Source organism: Bradyrhizobium sp. USDA3010, assembly GCF_056429065.1.
The window spans coordinates 59,847-78,014 of record NZ_JBWJZD010000012.1 but is presented as its reverse complement, the minus strand read 5'-3'; the positions used below and the strand labels follow the sequence as shown (position 1 = coordinate 78,014).

Annotated in this window: 15 protein-coding genes; 5 read left to right on the top strand and 10 right to left on the bottom strand. The window is 66.5% G+C overall.

The annotated features are described in order from the left end of the window. Window positions 1-18: 18 nt before the first annotated feature. The gene (locus AC066Y_RS19985) at window positions 19-1,095 is read right to left on the bottom strand and encodes a LysR family transcriptional regulator (protein ID WP_478275386.1); all 1,077 of its coding nucleotides are present in this window, start codon (window positions 1,093-1,095) and stop codon (window positions 19-21) included. On the opposite strand from AC066Y_RS19985, the gene AC066Y_RS19980 reads away from it, so the two are divergent. Then, on the top strand, window positions 1,043-1,969 hold the full coding sequence (locus AC066Y_RS19980; protein ID WP_478275385.1) for a hypothetical protein: 927 nt from the start codon (window positions 1,043-1,045) through the stop codon (window positions 1,967-1,969). The genes AC066Y_RS19985 and AC066Y_RS19980 overlap by 53 nt on opposite strands. After that, entirely contained in the window at window positions 1,966-2,979 is a 1,014-nt protein-coding gene (locus tag AC066Y_RS19975) for a DUF2891 domain-containing protein (RefSeq protein WP_478275384.1), read from the top strand. The genes AC066Y_RS19980 and AC066Y_RS19975 overlap by 4 nt, the downstream gene beginning before the upstream one ends. A 208-nt stretch (window positions 2,980-3,187) precedes the next feature. On the opposite strand, the gene AC066Y_RS19970 is transcribed toward AC066Y_RS19975, so the two are convergent. The 8 genes from AC066Y_RS19970 to ubiE form a co-directional block, all read right to left on the bottom strand. Beyond that, window positions 3,188-3,910, bottom strand: coding sequence for a nucleotidyltransferase family protein (locus AC066Y_RS19970; protein WP_478275383.1), 723 nt, complete (start codon window positions 3,908-3,910; stop codon window positions 3,188-3,190). A 116-nt stretch (window positions 3,911-4,026) separates the two neighbouring features. Next, entirely contained in the window at window positions 4,027-4,347 is a 321-nt protein-coding gene (locus AC066Y_RS19965) for a PilZ domain-containing protein (protein ID WP_163156892.1), read from the bottom strand. An 87-nt stretch (window positions 4,348-4,434) separates the two neighbouring features. After that, entirely contained in the window at window positions 4,435-5,958 is a 1,524-nt protein-coding gene (tsaE, locus tag AC066Y_RS19960; RefSeq protein WP_478275382.1) for a tRNA (adenosine(37)-N6)-threonylcarbamoyltransferase complex ATPase subunit type 1 TsaE, read from the bottom strand. Beyond that, entirely contained in the window at window positions 5,955-8,465 is a 2,511-nt protein-coding gene (locus AC066Y_RS19955; RefSeq protein WP_478275381.1) for a sensor histidine kinase, read from the bottom strand. Before AC066Y_RS19955 ends, tsaE begins: the two co-directional genes overlap by 4 nt. A 343-nt stretch (window positions 8,466-8,808) precedes the next feature. After that, window positions 8,809-9,267 carry a dUTP diphosphatase gene (gene dut, locus AC066Y_RS19950; RefSeq protein ID WP_478275380.1) on the bottom strand — a complete coding sequence of 153 codons (459 nt, stop codon included), beginning with the start codon at window positions 9,265-9,267 and terminating at the stop codon, window positions 8,809-8,811. Continuing rightward, window positions 9,264-10,688, bottom strand: a complete 1,425-nt coding sequence (gene coaBC, locus AC066Y_RS19945; RefSeq protein ID WP_478275379.1) for a bifunctional phosphopantothenoylcysteine decarboxylase/phosphopantothenate--cysteine ligase CoaBC — start codon at window positions 10,686-10,688, stop codon at window positions 9,264-9,266. Before coaBC ends, dut begins: the two co-directional genes overlap by 4 nt. Window positions 10,689-10,753: 65 nt before the next feature. Then, window positions 10,754-12,328, bottom strand: coding sequence for a 2-polyprenylphenol 6-hydroxylase (ubiB, locus tag AC066Y_RS19940; RefSeq protein ID WP_478275378.1), 1,575 nt, complete (start codon window positions 12,326-12,328; stop codon window positions 10,754-10,756). Beyond that, complete coding sequence (gene ubiE / locus AC066Y_RS19935; RefSeq protein ID WP_478275377.1) at window positions 12,325-13,086, bottom strand: bifunctional demethylmenaquinone methyltransferase/2-methoxy-6-polyprenyl-1,4-benzoquinol methylase UbiE; 762 nt, start codon at window positions 13,084-13,086, stop codon at window positions 12,325-12,327. The genes ubiB and ubiE overlap by 4 nt, the downstream gene beginning before the upstream one ends. A gap of 139 nt (window positions 13,087-13,225) precedes the next feature. On the opposite strand from ubiE, the gene mutM reads away from it, so the two are divergent. The 3 genes from mutM to ggt all read left to right on the top strand — a co-directional run bounded on the left by mutM (window position 13,226) and on the right by ggt (window position 16,461). Then, window positions 13,226-14,107: a bifunctional DNA-formamidopyrimidine glycosylase/DNA-(apurinic or apyrimidinic site) lyase gene (mutM, locus tag AC066Y_RS19930; protein ID WP_478275376.1), complete on the top strand. Its 882-nt coding sequence runs from the start codon at window positions 13,226-13,228 to the stop codon at window positions 14,105-14,107. Between the two features lies 1 nt (window position 14,108). Continuing rightward, entirely contained in the window at window positions 14,109-14,672 is a 564-nt protein-coding gene (locus AC066Y_RS19925) for a GNAT family N-acetyltransferase (protein WP_478275375.1), read from the top strand. A 109-nt stretch (window positions 14,673-14,781) separates the two neighbouring features. After that, window positions 14,782-16,461, top strand: a complete 1,680-nt coding sequence (ggt, locus tag AC066Y_RS19920) for a gamma-glutamyltransferase (RefSeq protein WP_478275476.1) — start codon at window positions 14,782-14,784, stop codon at window positions 16,459-16,461. A 251-nt stretch (window positions 16,462-16,712) separates the two neighbouring features. Here ggt and AC066Y_RS19915 read toward each other — a convergent pair whose 3' ends face one another. Continuing rightward, on the bottom strand, window positions 16,713-18,071 hold the full coding sequence (locus tag AC066Y_RS19915; RefSeq protein WP_478275374.1) for a serine protease: 1,359 nt from the start codon (window positions 18,069-18,071) through the stop codon (window positions 16,713-16,715). Window positions 18,072-18,168 lie beyond the last annotated feature (97 nt).

The window sequence follows — 18,168 nt, the reverse complement described above, 5'->3', positions numbered from 1 at the left end:
ATCAGCCATCACCGCTGATTATCGCAGCCGGGCGGCGCAGCGATCGACGGCATCGAGGAACCAGCGCAGCGCCGGATCTTCAGCCGCGCGGGCTGTATGGATCAGGTCGATGGCGAAGGCAGGGATGTAGATCGGCGGCATCACGGCGGTAATTTCGGCGAGATGCGTGAAGCGCCGGGCGACGCGTTCGGCCATCGTGGCGATCAGATCGGTGCCGGCCACGGCGAAGGGAACGGCCACCACATGCGCCAGCGTCACGGCCACCCGTCGCTTCAGCCGATGGCGCGCCAGCAGCGCGTCGATCACGCTCGGCAGCCCATCGCCGCCGGCCGCGGAGAACAGCGCGTGCGGCAGGGTCGCATAATCCTCCAGGCTGAGAGCCTCGGATCGGCTCGCGCGCGCCGCATCGCGGATGCACACGAAGCGTTCCTCGAACAGCCGGTGCCGGACGCAGCGGGGCGAGTCCGGCAGATGGCCGCCGATCAGCGCATCGAGTTCGGCGCGCTCGAGCTTTGCCAGGGCCGCTGTCGCGTCAGTCAGCGGGCGTACGGCAAGGTCGATGCCCGGCGCTTCCATGCGCAACAAGCGGCTCAGTTCCGGCACCAGAACGAGGTCGCCGTAGTCGGTCGCGGCGATGGTGAAGCGCCTTCGCGCGGTGGCCGGATCGAAGCACCGATCGGGCGCCAGCGCACCCCTGATTTGCCGTAACGCCTCTCCGATCGGCCCGGCCAGGGAGAGTGCCTTTTCGGTCGGCTGCATGCCCGCGCCGGCGCGCAGGAACAGTTCGTCCGCAAACAGCGCGCGCAGCCTGCGCAACGCGCTACTCATCGACGGCTGGGCGAGGCCAATGCGCTCGGCCGCGCGGGTGACGTGGCGCTCCTCCATCAGCGCCTCGAAGGCGACCAGCAGGTTGAGATCGACGGCGGCTAAATTCATCACAGCAATAATGCTTATAATAATAATCGATTTCAACGATGATTTGCACAAGCCTACGATTGCGACTGACGCGACGATGAGGCGGGAAGACTTGAAACGTTCAGACTTGGGACGATCATTCGCGAAACTGGTGCCGCGCGGGCCGACCTTGCTGATCATCGGCGTGCTGGCCGGGCTGGCTTTCCCGGCCCTGGCGGACAGCGTACGCCCGCTGATGGCGGCGGCGATCTTCGTCCTGGTTCTCGGGACCTTTCTCCAGGTCGACGGCGTGGCGTTCCGGCGTGCGCTGGGGCGTCCGCTGGTTTCGCTGCTGTTGCCGGCGCTGGCGATGCTGGCCTGTCCGCTTGCGGTCGGCTTCGCAGCGCGCGGCGCCGGATTTCGGCCGGAGCTGATCGTTGCGCTGGTGCTGTCGGTGTGCGCGCCGCCATCGACCGGCACGGCGGCGGTCGCACGCATGCTCGGCTTCGACGCGACCATTCCATTGGCCGTGACGCTGCTGTCGATGGCGCTGGCCCCGATCACGGTTCCGCTGATCGCGGCCGGATTTGCCGATCTTGCGCTCGATCCGCTGGCGCTCGCCGCGCGGCTGGCGCTGCTGGTCGTCGGCGCCGGCGTGCTGGCGTTGCTACTTCGCCGTCAGGCTACTGCACAATTGGTGCGGCATTCGCGCACCATCGACGCGCTTGTGCTCGCCTCACTGTTGCTGTTTGCGATTGCCACCATGGCCGGGGTACGTGCACAGATCCAAGCGCAGCCGGCCACTGCGCTGAGCTTTGTCGGCCTTGCCTTCGCCTGCAATCTCGCGCTGCAAGCGCTTGGCGCGCTGCTGACGCCGGGTCCGCTGGCCGAGCGATTGACCACGGGTCTCATTCTGAGCAACCGCAACGTCGGATTGGTCTGGTCGGCGATGGGCGCGGCGGTGTCACCGATGACGGCGCTGTTCTTCGCCGCCACGCAGTTTCCGATCTATATGATGCCGCGCCTGATCGAGATGCTGGTTCGGCGCGAGCGAAAGGAGAAAGCCTCATCATGAGCGAGACGATCCTGACCGAAGACCTCGCCGTCGGTTTCGCCCGCATCGCGCTCGGCCATGTCACGCGCGAGTACCCGAACAAGCCGGATCATGTGCTGGCAGGGCCGCAGGACGCACGCACGCCGCGCGAGTTGCATCCGGTGTTCTTCGGCAGCTACGACTGGCACTCCTGCGTCCATAGCTACTGGATGCTCGCCCGGCTGCTGCGCCGCTATCCGGCGTCAGAAGCGGCGGACGATATACGCGCCCTGTTCGACGTGCAGTTCGTCGCGGAGAAGGTCGCGGCCGAATGCGCCTATCTCGCGGCCCCGACGGCGCGCGGCTTCAAGCGGCCTTACGGCTGGGGTTGGCTGTTGAAGCTTGCGGCGGAGCTCGCTGCGCTCGACGAGACGCGGTGGCGCGCGCAGATCGCGCCGCTTGCCGCAATCTTCGCGCAGCGCTTTCGCGATTTCCTGCCGCTCGCCACCTATCCGGTGCGGGTCGGCACGCATTTCAACACCGCGTTCGGGCTGCGCATGGCCGCCGACTACGCCGCAGTGACGCAGGACGGCGCGCTCAGTGCGCTGTTACGCGAGACCGCGCTGCGCTGGTACGGAGCCGATCAGGATTGTCCCGCCTGGGGCGAGCCGAGCGGCGATGATTTTCAGTCGTCCGCACTGATCGAAGCGGAATGCATGCGCCGGCTGCTGGCGCCGGGCGACTTCCTGTCCTGGTTCGACCGCTTCCTGCCGCGGCTCGCGCAACGCGAACCCGCAACCCTGTTCCGGCCCGCCACGGTCACCGACCGGTCGGATGGCAAGCTGGCGCATCTTGATGGGCTCAATCTCAGCCGGGCATGGTGCTGGCGCGCGCTGGCCGGCGCGTTGCCGGAGGGCGATGCGCGACGCCCGATCCTGCTGGATGCTGCGCGAGGCCATCTCGACGCCGGGCTGCCGCATATCGCCAGCGACTATATGGGCGAGCACTGGCTCGCGAGTTTTGCAGTGCTCGCGATCGACAGCGATGATTGACGGGTGGGTCTAGGATGAGCCGGAACGGCGTCGTAGTTCACCTCTCCCTTCGGGAGAGGTCGATTTGCGCAGCAAATCGGGTGAGGGGTTACGGTCTATCGAGGGAGCAAGAGCCCTCACCCGGATTGCTTCGCAATCCGACCTCTCCCCGACGGGGAGAGGTGAACCGAAAGCGAGGCAAGCCGATTCAACCAACACTCATCCCGCTCTAAGCGACGCTTTCCAGGAAAGCTTCTTCCGCGGCCTGGATTGCGTCCGGGGTCCCGACATGCATCCAGACGCCGTCGAGGCGCAGGCCGAACAGCCGTTCCTGCTCGTTGGCGCGGTCGAACATCTTGGTCAGAGAGAATTCGCCGGCGGGGGCGTCGGCGAACAGCGCAGGCGACATGATCGCGGCGCCGGCATAGACGAACGGCACCACCTGGTTCTCGCGGCGCTTGCGTAGTGCGCCGTCCGGCAACATCGAATAGTCGCCGCGGCCGCTGTAGCCGATGCTCGAGGCGGTCGGTGCCATCAGCAGCAGAATATCCATCCGCTCGGGATCGAATGTCTCTGCCAGCCGCGCCAGGTTGGAGCGCACGCCGTCGATCCACATCGTGTCGGCGTTGAGATGGAAGAACGGCGCATCGCCGAGCAGCGGCAGCGCCTTCACCACCGCGCCGCCGGTGCCGAGCACCTGGTCGCGCTCGTCGGAGATGATCACGCGCGGGCGGCTGCGGATCTTGACGTGTTCGATGATCTGGTCGGGTAAGTAGTGTACGTTCACCACCGCTTCGCTGACGCCGGCGCCGGCAAGCTTGTCGAGCACATGGTCGAGCAGCGGCTGGCCGGCGACGCTCACCAGCGGCTTCGGCATCGTGTCGGTCAGAGGGCGCATGCGCACGCCGAGGCCCGCAGCGAGCACCATAGCCTTGTGGGGAGTGACGGGCATTTTCCTGATATTCTCGGTCATCATCTCTCGGCGCCGATCATATCACGGCGATTCGGCAAGCGCATCGATCAGACGCCATAGTCACGGGACATGACGGCCGTAAGACGGCAACGGGCCTAGACGTCGGCAGCCTGCGCGCCGCGTTTGGCAGTTTTCTTCTTCTTGTCGCCTTGTTTGAGGAAGTTGACGCCGATCTGGTCGCCATTGACCCACGCCAGCTCGCAGCGGCGATAGGCCAATCCTGTGGACGACAGCAGCAGAAAAAACTCCTTCAGGTTCAGGCCCTCGACCGAGCCGTCGACGGAGAGCTTGGCGCCCGTCTCCGACACGTCTTCCATGGTGCAGTCGCGCCGCCAGGTGCCGTCAATGCCCATCATGTGCGCGGCTATGCCGCGCTCAAACGTGACACGATCGCCCTTGCGTCGTTCCGTCCCCATCGTGTGGTCCTGCTCCCGATCCGGCCGCGCCTTGGATGAAATGCGGCCTCCACAACTCTAGGAGACCCAAGGCTAACAACCCGTAAACTACGGTACTGGAGGAGGGACGTTGGCCGTGTACCAGATGCGGAAGGTGGCCAGTGCCGGATGGGCCAGCGACCGTTCGAGGTAGGTCCAGATCCGCGGCTGGTGCTTCAGATATTGCGGCTTGCCGTCGCGGCGGTTGAGCCGCGCAAAGGTGCCGAGCAAGCGGGTGTTCCGCTGCGCCGACATGATCGCATAGAGCTCAGCGAACCCTGCGGGATCGAAGCTCTCGTCGGTCGCGCGCCGCGCCTTGATGTAGCGCGTCAAGAGCGACAGCTCGAGCTGCTCGGGCACGTCGATCCGCGCATCCTGCAGCAGCGACACCACGTCATAGGCCGCGGGGCCGAGCAGCGCGTCCTGGAAGTCAATGATGCCGACGCGCAGGATGCCGGTGCGCTCGGCAAGCCAGATGATGTTCGGCGAATGGAAGTCGCGGATCACCCAGGTCTGCGGCGCCGCGGCGGGCTTCTGCAGCAGGCCGCGCCACATCCCGAGGAATTCGGTGCGGAGCTCCTCGTCCGGCTGCACGCCGCGGTCAGGCAGGTACCATTCCAGCATCAGCCCGATCTCGATCAGCCAGGCGTCGATATCGAATACGGGGATGTCGTAGCTCTCGTCTGAGGTCACCGGCAGCGTGTCGGGCAGCACCTCGCGATGCAGCGCCGCCAGCATGTCGACGGCGGCCTCGTAACGCTCGGCGATCGGCTGCGGTGGATCGCCTTCGATCACGCCTTCGGCGCCGAGATCCTCGGTGATCAGGAAGCCTGATTCGAGATCGATGTGACGGATCGCGGGCGCGGAGAAGCCGTGCTTGCGCAGGCCGTTTCCGATGGCGACGAACGGCCTGACATCTTCGGCGAGATGCACTGCCGCGCTGTAGGACCTGCCGTTGTAGATCGCCGGTCCGTCGGGGCGGCGCGGCGAGTTCATCAGGATGACGCTGCCGTCGTCGTTGCGCAGCCGCGCATAGGAGCGCGTCGAGGCATCGCCCGGCATGCGCTCGCGCCGGGCGTTGAGGAAGCCGCCGCGCTCGAGGAACCGGCGCAGCTCGTTGAGCCGCGCAACCTTCGCCGCGCCTTTGCCATGGCCGGTGATCTCGGCCGCGCGTGCGGCCGATCCGAGCGCCGGGCGGTGGCTGAATGCGATGTCGATGCGATCAGTGGGCATGGCGTCCGGCGCACGTTCCGGCCATTCGATCAGCGCCATGATGTCGTCGGGCAACGGCGACAGCCCGAGCTCCTCGAGTTCGCTGGCATCGTTGATGCGATAGAGGTCGGCATGAACCAGCGGAAACGACGGCAGTTCGTAGCTCTGCGCTAGCGTGAAGGTCGGGCTCGGCACTTCCAGCGTATCGTCGGCGGCGAGGTAGCGGATCAGCGCGCGGGCGGCCGCGGTCTTGCCGGCGCCGAGGTCGCCCGACAGCGTGATGACGTCGCCGGCGCCGATCAAGAGCGCGAGGTCGGCCATCAGCTCGGCCGTCGCGGTTTCGTTCGCGAGCGCCACCGAGAATGTCGAGGTCGCCGTCATTCCGCAGCGTTGCGATGTGCGGTCTGGTCGATCGGGAAGTCGCAGGTCACGGTCGTGCCGCGGCCTACGGTCGAATCGACGCGCACCCGTCCGCCATGCAGTTCGACAAAGGAGCGGACCAGCGACAGGCCGAGCCCCGCGCCGCGATGCCGCGAGCCGTGCGAATGGCTCTCGAACCAGTTGAACACCTTGTCGCGCATCTCGGCCGGAATGCCGGGACCGGCGTCGGTCACCGAAAACACCACGCTGTGCTCGGTGCGGTGCGCGCTGATCGTGACGGTGGCGTCATGCGGCGAGAAGCCGACCGCGTTGGCGAGCAGATTGTAGAGCACCTGCACCACGCGCCGCTCGTCACCGACGAAGGCGCCGATGTTGGGCTCGATATCGACCTTCAGCGTGATGCGGTCGGTCGCGAGGCGGTCCTGGATGCCTTCGGCAGCGGCCTCGATCGCCTGGCCGATATTGACCGGGCCGAGTTCGAGCTTCATCGCGCCGGCGTCGATGGTGGCGAGATCGAGAATGTTGTTGGTCAGCGCCAGCAGCGCGTTGGTCGATTTGGTGACGTAGTCGAGATATTCGGCCTGCTTCGGCGTCAGCGGCCCGGTCGAGGGATCGCTGAGGAAATGCGCGAAGCCGATGATGGTGGTGAGCGGCGCGCGCAGCTCGTAGGAAACGTGGTGAACGAAATCCACCTTCATCTGGTCGGCAGCTTCCAGCGCCTCGTTGCGCTCGCGCAGCGCCCTCTCGACATTCTCGGTGTCGGTGATGTCCTGGAACGCGAGCAGGGTCTTGCCGTCGGGCAGCGGGATGGTCATGCAATTCAGCACGCTGCCATCCTTGCGCTCCAGCTTGAGCGCGACCTGGGCGCGGTTCTCGATCGCCGTGATCTGCTCGCGCAGCGTCCGCCAGGTCAGCGCGTCATCGAACAGCGGCCGGCACAGCGCTTCCACCGCCTCGATGTGCGGTTCGCCCTGCAGCGCATCGGCCGGCAGCTTCCACATCTTGGCGAAGGGCGGGTTGAACAGTTCCGCGCGGCCATTGCTGCCGAACACCGCGACCGCCTCGCCGAGATTGTCGAGGGTCTCGCGCTGCACCCGGGTCAGGCGGTCGTAGCGGCGCGCGAGGTCGAGGCTCTCGGTGACGTTGTCGAACAGATAGGTGACGCCGCCCTCGAGGTTCGGCGTGGTGACGACGCTGATGGCGCGGCCGTCGGGCAGGAACCAGGTGTAGGTCTCGGATTCGACCGCGCGATAGGCCTCGTGCAGCTTGGCCTTCCAGGCGCGGAAGTCCGGCTGCTCGGGCAGCTTGCGGTTGGCGCGCAGCCGGTCCAGCACGCTGGAATCGTCGGGATTGCTGTCGAGGAAGGCCTGGTCGAGGCCCCACAGCCGCCGGTAGGATTCGTTGTAGAAGGTGAGCCGCCGGTCGGCATCGAAGACGGCGACGCCCGAGGATAGCTGATCGAGGGTGCGCCGGTGCGCCTCGACCATCCGCGCGATCGCCGCGCGCAACGCGGCGGCTTCGCTGGCGTCGATCGCGATACCGGCGCTGCCGCCGGAGAGCTTGAGCGCCTGGACGTCGTAGATCCGCCGCTCGCCGCTGACCACGATCGGCAGCCGTGCGGCGTAATTGGCATTGTCGTTCAGCGCGCGGGTCAGTTCGGTGCGCTGGTCGCTTTCGAGCAGTTCGAGGTTGCGCTGCAGCGCGTCCGACACGCTCTTGCCCTCGGTGGCGCGGACATAGGCCGCGTTGGCGTAGCGCAGGTTGCCCTCGAGGCTCTTGGCCCAGATCGGCCATGGCGCGGCGGCGGCGAAATCGCGCAGCAGCTCGGTCTCCTCCTGCAGCGTCTTGTAGCGCAGGTTGGATTCGGCGAGTTCGCGGCGCAGGCCGCCGAGCTCGCGGATCCGCACGATGGCCTGGCCGCCGATCGCGCGGCCCATCGCCTCGATGGCGCGGCCGGCCGAGGTCGAGAGGTTGAGCAGGAACGCCTCGCCCTTTTCGCGCAGCGCGTCGACCGCGTGGTCCATCTGCAGCGCCGGCTCGGGCGGCAGCCAAGTTCCGAAGGCGAGGATGCGTTGCGGCGCGCTTTCCTGCGACATCACCAGCGAGACGTCGCCCGAAATCTGCGGCCGGTTGTCGCCCGCGGCCCAGGAGATCAGGACCTGCGGTTCGACGAACAGCAGCGCGCGCAGCCGGTCCGATTGCGCCTGCAGGTCCGTGATCTCGGACTGCAGCTGCTCCTCGTTCCTCGTCGCGCGCAGGCGGGTGCGCATCAAAAGGATCGCGGCGACGGCGGAAAAGCCGACCAGCGCGAACGACGTCGCGAGAACCGCGATCTCCTGATGATTGAAGCCGAAATGATCCGACATCGCCTGGGCGACCAGGCTTTCAGCGGCAAAGGACGTGCGGGCCGGCAGCAATGCGGTGATGGCGAGCCCAAGCATGCCGTCGCGCGCCAGTGAGGTGCATGACAGCAGGGTTCGACGCATTGCCGCGACTACGCCCGACATATGTTGCCCCAGAACGCACAAACCTTAAGGCATGATCCGGAAAACAGGAGACCGGAATTCCCCCACGGCAAACGTATGACGTCTGTCCGGGGATCATGCCCAAGCAGGACCCAACAGCCCGACGAAGACCCCCCGTCGCGCTCGAATCAATCCAGAATAGTCCCAACCGGACTCGGCGAGTAAGAGTCCAGACCGTGAACGCAGAATCCGCTGTGAAAAAATGCGGCGGCTGATGTGGATTTTACGCGAATTGACTCCGTATTCGCGGAGAGCACGCCGGAAAGCGTGATCTCCCGGAGCCGGCCGCACACGCAAACCGGTGCCCACTTCGCTCGAAAACGCTCTAGCGTCCGGTCGAGCCGAAGCCGCCGCCGCCGCGCTCGGTCGGTGACAGCACGTCGACCGGAACCAGCTCGGCCCGGGTGACCGGCGCGATCACCATTTGCGCGATGCGCTCGCCGCGCCGGATCGAGAACACCTCCTGGCCGTGATTGATCAGGAGCACGTTGATCTCGCCGCGATAGTCGGCGTCGATCGTGCCGGGCGAGTTTAGCACCGTGACGCCGTATTTGGCGGCGAGGCCGGAACGCGGCCGCACCTGCGCCTCGTAGCCCGGCGGCAGCGCGATCGTCAGCCCGGTCGGAACCATCTCGTAGCGGCCCGGCAGCAGCAGCAGCGGCGCCGACCGCGGCACCGCGGCCAAAAGGTCGAGCCCGGCGGCGTCGGCGGTCTGGTAGATCGGCAGCAAAAGATCTGCGCCATGCGGCAATTGGTGGACTTCAACCTTGATGGTGGCGCTCACGATGCGGTTCCTACGGCTCTTGCGATCCGCGACACCAGCGCGCTCGCGACTTCTTCCTTGGTCATGACCGGCCAGGAGTCGACGGTGACGTCCTTGCCCTCGCGCGAGAGCAGGTGAACGGTGTTGCGATCGCCGCCCATCACGCCGGTCGCCGGCGAGACGTCGTTGGCGACGATCCAGTCGCAGCCCTTGCGCGCGAACTTCGCCTTGGCGTTCTCGATCAGATGCTCGGTCTCGGCGGCAAACCCGATCACCAGCGGCGGCCGCTTCTCCTTCAGCTTGGAGATTGTCGCGAGGATGTCCGGGTTCTCGACGAGCTGCAGCGGCGGCATCCCGGCCGCCGTCTTTTTCAGTTTCTGGCTGCCTTCGGTGGCGACCCGCCAGTCGGCGACCGCGGCGGCGAAGATCGCGACGTCGACCGGCAGCGCCGCCTCGACCCGGTGCAGCATGTCGCGCGCGGACTCTACCCGCATGACGGAGATGCCCTGGGGATCGCCGAGCTCGACCGGGCCGGTCACCAGCACGACCTCGGCGCCGGCGGCGCGGGCGGCGGCGGCAATGGCAAAGCCCTGCTTGCCGGACGAGCGGTTGGCGATGTAGCGGACCGGATCGATCGCCTCATGGGTCGGGCCTGCGGTGATCAGCACGCGCTTGCCGGCCAGCGGGCGCGGCTGCGGCGGCCGCAGCATGCGGTCGGCGGCGGCGGCGATCTCGGTCGGCTCGGCCATCCGCCCGATACCGGCCTCGCCGGCTTCCGCCATCTCGCCCGCGTTGGGGCCGACGGTATGGACGCCGTCACGGCGGAGCTGCAGCACGTTGCGGCGGGTGGCCGGATTGTTCCACATCAAGGGGTTCATCGCCGGCGCCAGCAGGATCGGCCGGTTGGCCGCGAGCAGCGTGGCGGTGGCGAGATCGTCGGCATGGCCCTGCGCCATCTTGGCCATCAGGTCGGCGGTCGCCGGCGCCACCACGATCAGGTCGCAGTCCCGCGCCAGGCGGATATGGCCGGCGTCGAACTCGCTCTCGGCGTCGAACAGGTCGGTGTAGACGCGCTCATGCGACAGCGCGCTGGCCGCCAGCGGGGTGACGAATTGCTGGGCCGCCTTGGTCAGCACGCAGCGGACCTGGATGTGCCGCTCCTTCAGCCGCCGGATCAGATCCAGCGCCTTGTAGGCCGCGATCCCGCCACCGATGATCAGGGTCACGCGGGGCTCGCCGGCCACGCTGGCGACCCGTGGAGCAGGGGCTGCAGCTGTCGGGGAACCCGCGCTGGGCGTCTCTGCGGGCTCCATACCGCCCTCTGCGAGGTCCCGGAGGATCACCCGGATCTCCTCCTCGACCGAGCGCCCGTTCCTGGCCGAGCGAAGCCTCAGGTAGGCCTTCAGCGTGTCGTCGAGTTTGCGGATGGTCAGGCTGGCCACGGCGTGCCCCCAGCATCATGCTCAAGTCATGATAGCGATGCTATCACATAGTGCATGCATTGCAATCAGTGTGCGCGGATGGCGAAAAAGATTGCGATCAGGGCGGCGGCGATGACCCAGAGGCCGACGGTCTGCACCCGCGCCTTGCGGGCCTCGGCGCGGGCCATTTCGTCGATGGAGTCCGACGACAGCATGTGGCCCTCCCGCGTCATGGTCTCCAGCTGCTCGAGCACGGTCACGGCGCGGTTGGCAATCGACGGCAGGTTGGCGACGATGCGGCCGAGTTCGCCCGCGCCCGATAGCGCGCCCTGGATGCGTCCCGCCGGGCCGAGATTGTGCGTGATCCATTCGCGCACCACCGGGTCTGCGATCTTCCAGATGTCGAGCTTGGGGTCGAAGCCGCGCGCCACGCCCTCGACCACCACCATGGTCTTCTGCAGCAGGATCAGTTCGGGCCGCGTCTGCATGTCGAACAGCCCGGTGACCTCGAGCAGAAGCGTCAACAGCTTCGCCATCGAGATTTCCTCGGCGGTGCGGTTGTGGATCGGCTCGCCGATGGCACGGATCGCCTGCGCGAAATTCTCCACCGAATGGTGGCCCGGCACGTAGCCGGCCTCGAAATGCACCTCCGCGACGCGGCGATAGTCGCGGGTGATGAAGCCGAGCAGGATCTCGGCAAGGAAGCGCCGCTCTTTCAGCCCAAGCCGCCCCATGATGCCGAAATCGACCGCGACCAGCCGGCCGGCCTCGTCGAGGAACAGATTGCCCGGATGCATGTCGGCATGGAAGAAGCCGTCGCGCAGCGCGTGGCGCAGGAAGCTCTGGATCACCTTGCGGCCGAGGTCCGGCAGGTCGACCTGGGCCTGCGCCAGCCGGGCGTGATCGTTCAGCGCGATGCCGTCGATCCATTCCATCGTCAGCACGCTGTGGGCGGTGCGATCCCAATCCACCGCCGGCACCCGGAAGTCCGGATCGTCGCGCGTGTTCTCGGCCATCTCGGACAGCGCGGCCGCCTCGAGCCGCAGGTCCATCTCCATCGCGACCGAGCGCGACATCGTGTTGATGACCTCGATCAGCCGCAGACGCCGCGCCTCGGCGGAATGTGCTTCCGCCTTGTGCGCGACAAAGAAGAAGTCGCTGAGGTCGCGCCGGAAGCGCGCGGCGACATTGGGCCGGAGCACCTTGACCGCAACCTGATGCCGCACGCCGTCGCGCTCGACCTCGGCGCGATGCACCTGCGCGATCGAGGCTGCGGCAACCGCCGGACCCAGTTTCACAAAGGCCTGCGACAGCGGCCGTTCCAGCGATTGCGTGAGGACAGCTTCGGCCTCTTCCTGCGCGAATGGCGGCAGCCGGTCCTGCAGGGCTTCGAGATCGAGCGCCATCGCCACGCCGACCACGTCGGGCCGGGTGGCGAGGAATTGCCCGAGCTTGAGATAGGCGGGCCCGAGCCGGGTCAGCGCGCGGGACAGCCGCGGCCCGGATTTGGCGGAGCGGCGCTCGATCAGCCGCGCCAGTTTCAACGCAAGTTGCCCGGGCGGCGGCACCAGCGCGGGATCGACGACGCCGAACACGCCCTCGCGCGCAAACACGAAACCGGCGCGGGCAAGGCGCGCGATGTGGGTCACTGCAGAGATCACAAACGCCAGCCCGAATGCAGCGCCACGATGCCGCCGGAGAGGCTCTGCCACTTCACGCGCGCAAAGCCGGCGGCGCCGATCATTTCGGCGAACGCGCTCGGCCGCGGGAATTTGCGGATCGACTCGACGAGATACTGATAGGACTCGGCGTCGCCGGTGACGGCGCGGCCGAGCGGCGGGATCACCTTGAAGGAAAACAGATCGTAGATCTTGTCGAGGCCGGGCACGTCGACGGTGGAGAATTCCAGGCAGAGAAAGCGGCTGCCGGGCTTGAGCACCCGGTAGGCCTCGCGCAGCGCGAGGTCGATCTGCGGCACGTTGCGGATGCCGAACGCGATGGTGTAGGCGTCGAACGCGCGGTCGGCGAAACCCAACGCCTCGGCATTGCCCTCGACGAACGACACGCGGTCATCGAGGTGCTGCTTGGCAGCGCGTTCGCGGCCGACGGCGAGCATGTCGGTATTGATGTCGCAGACCGTGGCATGGAAGCCGGTGCCCGCGGTCTTGGCGGCCCGGAATGCGATGTCGCCGGTGCCGCCGGCGACGTCGAGCAGCGCGAACGGCCGGTCGCCCTTCGGCGGATCGAGCGTCGTGATCATGACGTCCTTCCAGGCCCGGTGCAGGCCCACCGACATCAGATCGTTCATCAGGTCGTAGCGCGACGCCACGCTGTGAAACACCTCGTTCACCAGCGTCTGCTTCTCGCCCAGAGGCACGTCCCTGAAGCCGAAATGGGTGGTTTGATCCGGCCGATCCATCAACTCATACTCTTACCTTTTTGGTCGCGTTCTCTTCACGCGAACCGGTGCCCACTTCGCTCGAAAACGCTCCAGCCGGACCATAGCGCGGCGGCCGCAATGGCGCTATCACGTCACTTCCAAAAGGTGAATGCCTGCCATGCCGGAATTACCCGAAGTCGAGACCGTCCGCCGCGGCCTGCAACCGGCCATGGAAGGGTCCAAAATCATCAAGGCCGAGGCCCGCCGCAAGGATTTGCGGTTTCCGTTCCAGAAAGACTTCATCGCCCGGCTCGAGGGCCAGACCATCACCGGGCTCGGCCGCCGGGCCAAATATCTGATGGCGGACCTGAACTCCGGCGACGTGCTGCTGATGCATCTGGGCATGTCGGGCTCGTTCCGCGTGCTGAAGCAGGACGGCGCGGCGGCGCCGGGGCAATTCCACCATCCGCGCAGTGAGGATCGCGCGCACGATCACGTCGTGTTCCACATGTCGTCCGGTGCGGCCGTCGTCTTCAACGATCCGCGGCGCTTCGGCTACATGAAGATCATCGCCCGCAATGCGATCGAGGATGAACCGCTGCTGAAGGGGCTCGGACCCGAGCCGCTCGGCAATGCGTTCGACGCTGCGATGCTGGCGCGCTCCTGCCACAACAAGAAGACCAGCCTGAAGGCCGCGCTGCTCGATCAGCGCGTGGTGGCGGGACTTGGCAACATCTATGTCTGCGAGGCGCTGTTTCGCTCGCACCTGTCGCCGCGGCGATTGGCCGCGACGCTTGCAACGAAGAAGGCCGAGCCCACCGATCACGCCAAACGGCTGGTCGACGCGATCCATTCTGTGCTCAACCAGGCGATCAAGGCCGGCGGCTCGTCGATCAGCGATCATCGGCTGACCAACGGCGATCTCGGCTATTTCCAGCATTCCTTCCAGGTCTACGACCGCGAAGGCGAGACATGCCGCACATCGGGCTGCGAGGGCATCGTGAGGCGCTTCACCCAGAACGGCCGCTCCACGTTCTGGTGCCCGAAGTGCCAGAAATAACATGTTCGAGACGCCACGCATCGAGACGCGACGCCTGATCCTGCGGCCGCTTGCGCTGTCCGATGCCGCGGCGATTCAGCGTCACTTCAACAATTGGAACGTGATCAAGACGCTCGCCACGGTGGTGCCGTGGCCGTATCCCGACGACGGCGCGGAAAGTTTCATCAAGCGCGAGCTGGACAAGATCGCGGCCGGCGAGGAAAGCTATCAATGGGTGCTGGTGTTGCGCACCGGCGATGGCGAGGCGATCGGCAACATCAATTTCCGGCCGCGCGCCGACGGGCGCAAGGGCAATCGCGGGTTCTGGCTGGCCGAGCCTTACTGGAATCAAGGACTGATGACGGAGGCGATCGCCGCGGTGAATGATTTCGCTTTCCTGACGCTCGGCCTCGATCACTTCCATGTCTGCAACGCGCAGTCCAATATCGCCTCGCGCCGGGTCAAGCAGAAGACCGGCGCCGAATTGGTCGGCTTCGTCGAACTTCCGCACCACAATGGCGAATCCAGAGCGGAGAAATGGAAGGTCACGCGCGAAACCTGGCTGCGCGATCGCCCGACAACGTGACCCTCAAGGGCGAATGCCGCCGTGAGAAAAGTCGTGGCGCCTTGACCGCGGATGCGAGGCCGCAGAACATGGCGCCCATCGCTCCTTCAAAAACGAGAACACAATGGCGATCAACGGCAACTGGCGCGATCGCGCCGCGACAAGCTTTCAGTGCGAGAAGCAACCGGCCACCAGCAGCCGCGGCATGGTGGTGAGCAATCATCCGCTGGCATCGAGCGCGGGCGCCGAGATGCTGGCTGCCGGCGGCAACGCGATCGATGCAGCGATCGCGACCCTGTTCACGCTGACCGTGGTCGAGCCGATGATGGTCGGCATCATCGGCGGCGGCATGGCGCATATCCGCCTCGCCGACGGCAGCCATCGCTTCATCGACGGCCAGAGCACGGTGCCGAAGGCGGTGCGGCCGGACACCTACACGTCGAAGCCCGGTTCGGCGCATGACGTGTTCGACACCGTCGGCAACGAGAATCTGAATGGGCCGAAGGCGGTCGCGGTGCCGGGCTCGCTGAAGGCGTGGTGCGAAACGCTGCGCCGCTTCGGCACCATGAGTCTCGCCGACGTGATGCAGCCCGCGATCAAGCATGCCGCGCGCGGCTACGCGGCGACGCCGTACTTGAACGAATGCATCACCGATGGTGCCGAGGAGATGCTGAAGGACAAGCCGATCTCGGCAATCTATCTGCCTGGCGGCACCCCGCTGAAGCCGGGCGAGCGCGTGGTGCAGGCCGAGTATGCCGAGACACTGAAATACATCGCCGACCACGGCGACAACGCGCTCTACCAGGGGCCGCTTGGCGACATCCTGGTCGACTACATGAAGAACAACGGCGGCTTCATCGCGCAAGAGGATCTCGCGGCCTACAAGACCGTCGAGCGGCAGCCGATCCGCTGCGACTACCGCGGCTGGGAAATCCTCGGGCCCCCGCCGCCCGCGGCGTCAGGCGTGCACATCACAGAGATGCTCAACATCTTGGAAGGCTATGATGTCGCGCGCCTCGGCTTCGGCACGGCCGAGACCATCCATTATCTCGCCGAAGTGTTGAAGATCGCCTTTGCCGACCGCGAAGCCGCGAGCGGCGATCCCGCCTATATCAGCGTTCCGGTGGAGCGGCTGACCTCGAAGGCCTATGCCGAGGAGCGCCGCCGCGCCATCGATCCCGACCGCGCGCAGGCCTGGAGCGCGGGTGTCACGCAGCTCGAAGGCGCCCACACCACGCACATGACCGCGGCGGATGCGATGGGCAATGTGGTGGCGACCACGCAGACGATCAACAATCTGTTCGGGGCCAAGATCCTGATCCCGGGCCTCGGCACCGTGCCGAACAACTACATGAACCTGTTCGATCCGCGGCCGGGGCACGCGCTGTCGCTGGCCGCGGGCAAGCGCGTCACCACCTCGATGTCGCCGATGATGGCGCTGCGCGACGGCAAACTGGTCTACGCACTCGGCCTGCCGGGCGGGAAGCGCATCTTCCCGAGCGCGATGCAGGCGCTGATCAATTTGATCGACCACGGCATGGACCTGCAGGAGGCGGTCGAGGCGCCACGAGTCTGGACCGAGGGCAATGCGCTGGAGGTCGAGCAGGCGGTCCCGGAGAGCATCCGCGCCGCACTGTCGGCGAAGGGCCACAAGGTGCAGGTCGTGCCGACGGTCGCCGGCGGCATGAACGCGATCCAGTTCCACGCCGACGGCACGATGTCGGGCGCGGCCTGCTGGCGCGCCGACGGCACGCCGGTCGGCATCGCCGGCGGTCTCGCCCGCGCCGGGGTGCGGTTTGCGCTGAGGTGACGCCGACGCCGACTACGCTGTTTGACAGCTTGAACCGAGCACCATCCTCAACGTCGTCCTGGCGAAAGCCAGGACCCATTACCCCAAATCTCATTATTGTGCGACGCCGGGGCCGCGATCCGGTTTCATCGCTGGATGCGGTGGTTATGGGTCCTGGCCTTCGCCAGGACGACGTGTGGGAAGAGCCGTGGCTGAATCACACGAGTCTCTGGAATACCCGATCGCCCGCATGCGCGGGCGATGACAGCATCCTATTTCCTGACGCAGATCACGCGGACCACGGCGGCCTTGGCATCCGCCGATTCGCCCGACGCGTTGACGCCGTGCGCCTTCAGGAAGTTGCGCACCGTATCGGCGGGCACCAGCGCGGCTTGCGCCGGCGGTACCGCATTGGCCGGGCCTGCAACGATGACAGGCTTTAGCACCGCGATGCCGGCAAACTTGCCGCTGCCGTCGAGTGCTGCCGCTCCGGAGAACCCGATCGCCGGCGGCGGCGACAGCGCCTGATCGCCGCCGCCGAGTTGCGCCACCGACGCCTTGACGCTGCTCGCGGCTGCACCGCCGCCCTGGTTCTGCGGATCGGCGATGCCGGTGATGTCGAGCGCGGTCTGCGTCGCCTGGCCTGCGATGTTGAGCGGCTTCAGCCCGCGCGCGCCATAGATGCGCAGCAAGGCGAGATCATGATCCTTGTCCGCGGCGACCCGATCGGCATTGCCGTGGCCCGGGATCGTCAGCGCGATGCAGTCATCGGTCGCCACCCGGTCGGTAACGACAGCGCCATCGTCGCTGACCACGACGCCGGTGGCGTATTCGACGGTCTTGCGCGGCGGCGGGCCGGCCTGCACGCCGGACGGAAATGCGTTGAAGGCGCTCGACATCGCGATCACCACCGGCTCGACCGTGGTCTGCATCGCCTGATCATAGAGAATGGTGAGGATGCGGACCTCGTCGCCCTTCAAGGTGCCGCGCAGATAGAATTTCTTCAGTCCCTGCATGCCCGACAGCACGAAGAAATCTGGCTTCACCACGGTGTAGTCGATGGTGCGGCCGGCCGGCTCCTTCTTCTCCTGCTCGGCAAGCTTTGCAGTGGTGGGGCTCGCCTCCTTGCGCCGGGTCAGCAGCACCTGGACGGTGCCGGTCGGCGAGGTCCATTTGGCGCCGGAGGCGTCGCTGGTGAGCTGCGGCACCAGCTTGGTGGGAATGCCGAGCCGCGCCCCGGTGGCAGGCTCGGTGACGACCCTCCAGCCGATGCTCTCCTGCTTCCGCCGCGCGGTGTCGGCGAGCACGCCGCGCTCCTGTGGGTTCAGCACGCCGGTCGGCTTGCCGCCGCGGTTCTTCTGGAATTCCTTGATCGCATTGACCATGCGCTCGCTGACGTCGCCGGTAATCGCGCCGTTATATTCGCCGACCCAGGCGAGGTCGGATTGCAGCGCCAGCCGCTCGGCCTGCGCCATCGCGCTCGCGGTATCTTCCGGTTTCTGCAGAGCGGGGCGAACCGGCACCGTCGTCACGGTCTTCGGCTTGGCTCCGGCCGTCGTCGGCGGCGTCAATTGGGCGTGCGCGGCGCCGACTGCCACGACCATCAATGTTGCCGAAAGCACCAATCTCATGACAAATCCGGGGGAAATGACTGATACCATTGACGTCCAAGCAATTAAGCACATCTGCTTGGTCGGCAACAACCGCGCTCCGGTTCAGGGAACAGCG